Source organism: Lactobacillus hamsteri DSM 5661 = JCM 6256 (assembly GCF_000615445.1).
Classification (GTDB): Bacteria; Bacillota; Bacilli; order Lactobacillales; family Lactobacillaceae; genus Lactobacillus; species Lactobacillus hamsteri.
Map to the genome: position 1 here is coordinate 40,973 of NZ_BALY01000012.1, position 7,360 is coordinate 48,332.

The 7,360-nt window shown below is 35.4% G+C and carries 7 protein-coding genes; all 7 read left to right on the forward strand.

Translation table 11 applies throughout. The features are described from left to right. Window positions 1-46: 46 nt before the first annotated feature. Genes lysA through JCM6256_RS04590 form a run of 7 tightly spaced genes read left to right on the forward strand, consistent with a single transcriptional unit; the run spans window position 47 to window position 7,198 of the window. Window positions 47-1,354, forward strand: a complete 1,308-nt coding sequence (gene lysA, locus JCM6256_RS04560; RefSeq protein WP_025080600.1) for a diaminopimelate decarboxylase — start codon at window positions 47-49, stop codon at window positions 1,352-1,354. Between the two features lie 19 nt (window positions 1,355-1,373). After that, window positions 1,374-2,084, forward strand: a complete 711-nt coding sequence (gene dapD / locus JCM6256_RS04565; RefSeq protein ID WP_025080601.1) for a 2,3,4,5-tetrahydropyridine-2,6-dicarboxylate N-acetyltransferase — start codon at window positions 1,374-1,376, stop codon at window positions 2,082-2,084. A gap of 1 nt (window position 2,085) precedes the next feature. Beyond that, complete coding sequence (locus JCM6256_RS04570) at window positions 2,086-3,237, forward strand: N-acetyldiaminopimelate deacetylase (RefSeq protein WP_025080602.1); 1,152 nt, start codon at window positions 2,086-2,088, stop codon at window positions 3,235-3,237. 2 nt (window positions 3,238-3,239) lie between these two features. Beyond that, window positions 3,240-4,175, forward strand: coding sequence for a 4-hydroxy-tetrahydrodipicolinate synthase (gene dapA / locus JCM6256_RS04575; protein WP_025080603.1), 936 nt, complete (start codon window positions 3,240-3,242; stop codon window positions 4,173-4,175). Beyond that, entirely contained in the window at window positions 4,168-4,947 is a 780-nt protein-coding gene (gene dapB / locus JCM6256_RS04580) for a 4-hydroxy-tetrahydrodipicolinate reductase (protein ID WP_025080604.1), read from the forward strand. Before dapA ends, dapB begins: the two co-directional genes overlap by 8 nt. A 12-nt stretch (window positions 4,948-4,959) precedes the next feature. Further along, entirely contained in the window at window positions 4,960-6,138 is a 1,179-nt protein-coding gene (locus JCM6256_RS04585; RefSeq protein WP_025080605.1) for an aminotransferase class I/II-fold pyridoxal phosphate-dependent enzyme, read from the forward strand. A gap of 1 nt (window position 6,139) precedes the next feature. Continuing rightward, window positions 6,140-7,198, forward strand: coding sequence for an aspartate-semialdehyde dehydrogenase (locus JCM6256_RS04590; protein ID WP_025080606.1), 1,059 nt, complete (start codon window positions 6,140-6,142; stop codon window positions 7,196-7,198). The last annotated feature ends 162 nt before the right edge of the window (window positions 7,199-7,360 follow it).

Consider the following 7,360-nt stretch of genomic DNA (forward strand, 5'->3'; position numbering starts at 1 on the left):
TGGATTTTTTATTTGGCGCTTCTACTAAGATTTTGTAGGAGAAAATATGAATTCACAAATTAGAGAAAATCAAATCAGTCAAAATGGACATTTAATAATTGGCGGTGTTGATAGTGTTGAATTGGCACATCAATATGGCACACCATTAGTAGTTTATGATGTTGAAAAAATTCGCCAACAGATTCGTGCTTTTAAGCAAATTTTTGAAGAAGAAAATGTTGATTATGCAATTTCTTATGCAAGCAAAGCCTTTTCTGCTATTGCAATGTATCAAGTTGCCAATGAAGAAGGAGCATATACAGATGTTGTTTCTGCCGGAGAATTATACACGGCCTTAAAAGCAAACTTTCCAATGAAAAAAGTTAGTTTCCATGGCAACAATAAATCTCGTAAAGAATTAGAAATGGCAGTTGAAAATCGTGTTGGCAAAATAATAATAGATAATTTTCACGAGATTGATTTATTAAGTGAAATTCTAAAAGAAAAAAATAGTGAAATTGATGTAATGCTACGAATTACGCCTGGAATTTCAGCTCATACGCATGAATACGATCAAACTGGTCAAGTCGATAGCAAATTTGGCTTTGATCTTGAATCGGGGCAAGCAGAAGAAGCCTTACAAAAGGTTTTAAAGAATTCACGTATGCATATGCTAGGAATTCATGCCCATATTGGTTCGCAGATTTTTGAATTAAATGGTTTTCAAATGGCCGCTGAAAAGTTGATGGAGATTGCTAATGACTGGCGTGAAAAATACAACTATACAGCTAAGATAATTAATGTTGGCGGTGGCTTTGGTATTAAGTATGTTCAAAGTGATCATCCATTAAAACCAGAAGAATTTGTTAAGGCAATTGTCAAAACAATTAAAGAAAAAGCCCAAGAATTTGATTTTCCAATTCCTGAAATTGATATTGAACCAGGAAGATCTATTGTTGGCCCAGCTGGTTATAACCTATATACAGTTGGCAGTCGTAAAGATGTTCAAGGCTTGAAACCATATGTCATGGTTGATGGTGGAATGGGTGACAATATCCGGCCAGCTCTTTATCAAGCAAAATATGAAACGGTTTTGGCAAGTGATCCTCGAGCTAAGGCAACTGAAACTGTTCGAATTGCAGGAAAATATTGTGAATCAGGTGATATTTTAGTCGAAAATCAAGCTTTACCATCAACAAAACCAGGTGATATTTTGGCTATGCTTGATACAGGAGCATATGGATATTCAATGGCTTCAAATTATAATCGTAATCCGCGATCAGCTGTTGTGTTTGCAGAAAATGGGCGAGCAAGTTTAGTAATAAAGAGAGAAACTTTAGATAATTTGATTAGTTTGGATCGTTTTTATGAATAACATGTAAGAAGGTAAGAAAATGACAAAATTAGATGCGCAAAGCATTATCAATTACATAGGAAATGCACCCAAGAAAACGCCTGTAAAGGTTTTTATCAAAGGTGAATTAACAAAAATTGATTTTCCAAAAAATATTGAAAATTTCACTGAAGAACATTCCGGAGTGATTTTTGGCGATTGGAAAGATGTCAAAACGTTATTAGATAATAACAAGGCTTTAATTGAAGATTATCACATTGAAAATGATGCGCGTAATTCAGCAGTTCCTTTGCTTGATTTAAAGAAATTTAATGCACGTATTGAGCCCGGTGCAATTATTCGTGATCAAGTTGAAATTGGTGATAATGCCGTCATTATGATGGGGGCAATTATCAATATTGGCGCCGAAATTGGTGATGATTCAATGATTGATATGGGTGCCGTTTTAGGTGGACGTGCAATTGTAGGTAAACATTGTCACATTGGCGCCGGAACAGTTTTAGCCGGAGTTATCGAGCCCGCTTCCGCCAAGCCGGTCAAAATTGACGATAATGTATTAATTGGTGCAAATGCTGTTGTAATTGAAGGTGTTCATATTGGCGAAGGCGCAGTTGTTGCGGCTGGCGCAATTGTAACTCATGATGTTGCTCCTCATACTATGGTTGCTGGTGTTCCTGCTAAATTTATTAAAAATGTTGATGAAAAAACACAAAGCAAAACAGGTCTAGAAGAAAATTTGAGAAAGATTTAATATGACAGTTTTAAATGAAGAAGAATTAATAAAAATACGCAGACATTTGCATGAAATTCCTGAACTAGCCTTAGAAGAGACTGAGACACATCAATATCTGCTCGAAGTAATAAAAAAATTTAAGCAAGATAATTTAGAAATAAATGTTCCCGCTGAATTACCAACTGCAATTATGGTTTTAATTAAAGGAAGTAATCCGCAGAGAACAATTGGATATAGAACAGATATTGATGCTCTTCCAGTTAGTGAAAAGACCAATTTGCCATATTCTTCTAAGCATGAAGGAGTTATGCATGCCTGTGGTCATGATATTCACATGACAGTTGCATTGGGCTTGTTGAATTATTTCAGTGAAAACCAAACTCAAGACAATCTATTATTCTTCTTCCAACCCGCCGAAGAAAGCAAAAGTGGTGGGAAACTTGCCTATGAAAAAGGAATTTTTCATGGAAAATGGAAACCTGATGAATTCTATGGTTTGCATGATAATCCAGATTTGCCTGCTGGCGCAATTGGATGCAGAGAAGGGACTTTATTTGCCGGAACGACAGAAGTAAATATTGATTTAATCGGCAAAGGTGGCCATGCTGCGTTTCCTCAAGAGGCTAATGATACAGTTGTCGCTGCAGCAAGTTTAATTATGCAAATTCAAACCGTAATTTCACGAAGTATTGATCCCATTCAGAGTGGGGTAATTACTCTAGGAAAAGTTGAAGCAGGTACGATCCGTAATGTAATCGCAGGTCATACTCGTATTGAAGGTACGATTCGTGGATTAACGCAAAAAATGATTTTGAAAATTGATCAACGTTTAAAAGATTTGTGTAAAGGAATTGCCCGTAGCTATAACATGGAGGTAAATATTGAGCTTAACCAAGGAGGATATTGGCCGGTTGAGAATAATCCTAAATTAACTAAGCGATTTATTTCTTACATGAAAAATAATCCGAAGGTCGAGTTCATCGAAACAAAACCTGCGATGACGGGGGAAGATTTTGGTTACTTACTTGCAAAATTTCCCGGAACAATGTTTTGGCTAGGAGTAGAAGATGATTCTCAACTTCATTCGGCAACATTGACTCCTGATGAAAAAAGTATTTGGCGCGGTATTGAAGTAATTAAAGGATTTTTAATTGATAGGATGGAAAATTAAAAATGAAAACTATTATTGATTCAGATTTATTAACAGCTTTGGTAACACCGTTTGATGAAAACAAGAACATTGATTTTGATAGTTTAAAAAAATTGACGAATTATCTGATTGATCAGGGATGCAACGGCTTTGTGATTGGTGGGACAACTGGCGAAACTCCTACTTTAAGTCATGATGAAAAAATCGAATTGTATACTAAATTTGCAGAGATGGTTGATAATCGAGTTCCAATAATTGCTGGAACAGGTAGCAATAATACCGCAGAAACAATTCAATTTACTAATGAAGTAGCTAAAATTCATGGTATCGATTATGCCTTAGTTGTTGTTCCTCCATATAACAAACCTAATCAACGAAGCATGGTAGCTCATTTTACCGAAGTTGCTAATAATGTTGAAATGCCAATCTTTATTTATAATATCCCTGGCCGTACAGGCGTTAAGATGTCGCAAGAAACTATCGTGCAATTATCACATTTAGAAAACATTAAAGGTATTAAACAATGTGCCTCATTGGAAGAATTGGAATATATCGTTGATCATAAAGATACTGATTTCCAGGTTTTTACTGGTGAAGATGCACAAGCTTTGACGGCTCGTCTTTTAGGAGCAAATGGCGTTATTTCGGTGGCTTCGCATATTTATTGTAAGCAAATGCGTCAAATGTATGACTCTTTATATGATGGAAAATATCCCAAGGCAGCCCGTATTCAAAGATGGTTAACGCCTAAGATGGCGGCATTATTCATGTATCCGTCACCATCTCCGGTAAAAGCAGTCTTAAACGCTCAGGGATTTAAGACTGGCGATTGTCGGTTGCCTTTAGTTAGTTTAAATAATGAAGAAAAAATTATTTTAGCTCAACATTTAGGATTAAAAGATAATGCATTATCACAAAAATTGCCATTAGATTTAAAAGAGGCTGAAAAAGATGAATAAAAAAGTTTTAATTGCGGGTTTTACAGGAGCTATGGGACAAAAAGCAGTTAAATTAGTCAATAGTATGGATGGCTTTGAAATTTCTGCAGGTTATGCTCCTCATGCTAAACATGATTCAGAGAAATATGGTTTGAATGAGAATGTACAAATTTTTAATCAATTAACTGATATTCCTGAAAAAATTGCAGATATTTGGATTGACTTTACGATGCCAACTTCAGTGTATGAAAATACTAAATATGCAATTGAAAATCACATTTCACCAATTGTTGGTACAACTGGCTTAACGGATAGCCAAGAATCCGAATTAATTACTCTGTCAAAAAAAGAAAAAGTTGGCGGGTTAATTGCTCCTAACTTTGGAATGTCCGCAGTTTTGCTTATGAAATTTGCTCAAGAAGCTGCTAAGTATTTCCCTGATGTAGAAATTATTGAAATGCATCATGCTGATAAAAAAGATGCTCCTTCTGGCACGGCCTTAAGTACGGCCAAGTTAATCGCCCAAAATCGTCCAGAACATGAAACTTCGCCTGCCGAGATGGAAACTTTGGATAATGTTCGTGGTGGAGATTATCAAGGTATTAAAATTCATTCTGTTCGGTTGCCGGGTTATATTGCTCATGAACAAGTTTTGTTTGGTGGAAATGGTGAAGCACTAACGATTCGTCAAGATTCATTTGACCGTGATTCTTTTATGAGTGGTGTGAAAGTGGCACTTGAAAAAATTTCAGACTTTTCTGAATTAGTAATTGGATTAGAAAATATTTTATAAAGGAAGCAAATTATGCCAGAATTAGCAAAAAATCTTGGATTTAGTCAAAAAGTCACAGATTTAAAGGCATCAGGTATCAGAATTTTTGATAATAAAGTTTCAAAAATTCCTGGAATTATTAAGCTGACTTTGGGTGAGCCAGATATGAATACACCTGAACATGTTAAAGAAGCTGCGATTAGAAGTATTCAAAATAATGATTCTCATTATGCTCCTCAAAAAGGAAAGCTTGAATTAAGAAAAGCTATTAGCAACTTTTTAAAAAAGTCTATTAATGTCGATTATGATCCTGAAAGCGAAATTGTTGTAACCGTAGGAGCAACAGAAGCAATTAACGCAACCTTATTCGCAATTACTAATCCAGGTGATCAAATTATTATTCCCACGCCAGTCTTTTCACTATATTGGCCAGTTGCTACGCTTGCTGACGCTGATTTTGTTTTGGCTAATACTGCAGAAGATAATTTTATATTAACTCCTGAACATCTAGAGGAGATCATTGCCGAAAATCCAAAAGCAAAAGCTGTAGTTTTAAATTATCCGACTAATCCAACCGGTGTTGAATATTCAAAAGACGACATTAAAGCCTTGGCCAAGGTAATTGCTAAACATAATTTATATGTTATTACAGATGAAATTTATAGTTCTCTAACTTATGGAATCAAGCATTACTCAATTGCAACAGAAATTCCAGAAAGAGCTATTTATATTTCTGGCGTTTCTAAATCACATGCTATGACAGGATATCGTTTAGGCTATGTTGCTGGGCCTAAGGAAATTATGGAACAAATTTCTAAAGTTCATGGCTTGATGGTAACAACTACTACAGATGCTTCTCAAGCAGCTGCAATTGAAGCTTTAACAAATGGTCTTGATGATCCTGAAAATTATCGCAAAGTTTATCAAAAGCGTCGTGATTTTGTAGTTAAGGCTTTAAATGAGGTAGGAATGTCAACGGTTAAGCCGCAAGGTGCATTTTATGTTTTTGCAAAAATTCCAGAAAAATATGGACAAGATGATATGAAATTTGCACTTGATTTAGCTTATAAGAAAAAAGTCGGCGTTACTCCTGGATCGGCATTTGGTCCTGGTGGTGAAGGTTATATGCGTTTGTCATATGCATCTTCGGATGAGAATTTGCATACAGCTTTAAATAGAATTCGAGAATTTTTAGAGGAAGAGGCAAATTAAAATGAGTAAGGAATACAATGTTGCGATTTTAGGTGCTACAGGTGCTGTTGGACGTAGAATGATTGACCAATTAGCTAAATCGACTATTCCAGTGAAAAATGTTAAATTGCTTGCATCATATCGTTCAGCAGGAACTAAATTAAAGTTTCGTGATCAAGAATTAACTGTTGAAGAAACAACTCCAGAATCGTTTGATGGAATTGATTTAGTTCTTTCTTCAGCAGGTGGTTCAGTATCTAAAAAATTCTTACCAGAAGCTGTTAAGCGTGGTGCTGTTTGCGTTGATAATACAAGTGCGTTTAGAATGGAACCCGACGTGCCTTTGGTTGTTCCTGAAGTAAATCCCGAAGCTTTAAAACATCATCATGGCATTATTGCTAATCCAAATTGTTCAACTATTCAAATGGTTATGGCACTTGAACCAATTAGAAGAAAGTTTGGTTTAAAACAGATTATTGTTTCTACTTATCAAGCTGCTTCTGGTGCTGGACAATCTGCAATTGAAGAATTAAAAAATGAAGCTCAAGATTACCTTGATGGCAAGGATATGCAAGAAGCTGCGCATATTTTGCCTACTAAGGGTGATAAAAAGCATTATCCTTTAGCATTTAATTTGCTTCCTCAGATTGATGTTTTAGAAGATAGTGGTTATTCACATGAAGAATGGAAAATGATTCATGAAACTAAGAAAATCATGTTAAATGATATGAATGCTAAGGATATCAAGGTTACGGCAACTTGTGTGCGTGTGCCAGTTCCAATCGCTCATGGGGAAAGTGTCTACTTTACTGTTGAAGATAAAAATGCAACTGCTCAAGATATTATGGATGTAATTGCTAAGTTTCCTGGTGATGTATTGCAAGACGATATTAAGCATCAAATTTATCCGCAACCAATTAATGCGGAAGGCTCACGTGATACTTTTGTTGGCCGAATTCGTCCGGATTACGAAAATCCTGGTGCCTTTAATATGTGGGTCGTTGCTGATAATTTGTTGAAAGGGGCCGCTTGGAATACTGTTGAAAATGCGGAATATCTTGTGAAAATGAATTTGATATAAAAATATTAAAAGAGTCCAGTGATGGACTCTTTTTTGTTAAAAAAGATACATAAGATTTGATTATAGCTGAAACTAAGTTATTGATATTTCACATAAAGTATTTCCGTTGATAGACTTTCTTTAAATAGAAAGAGGGATGCAAAATGCGTAAAAGAATTGTGG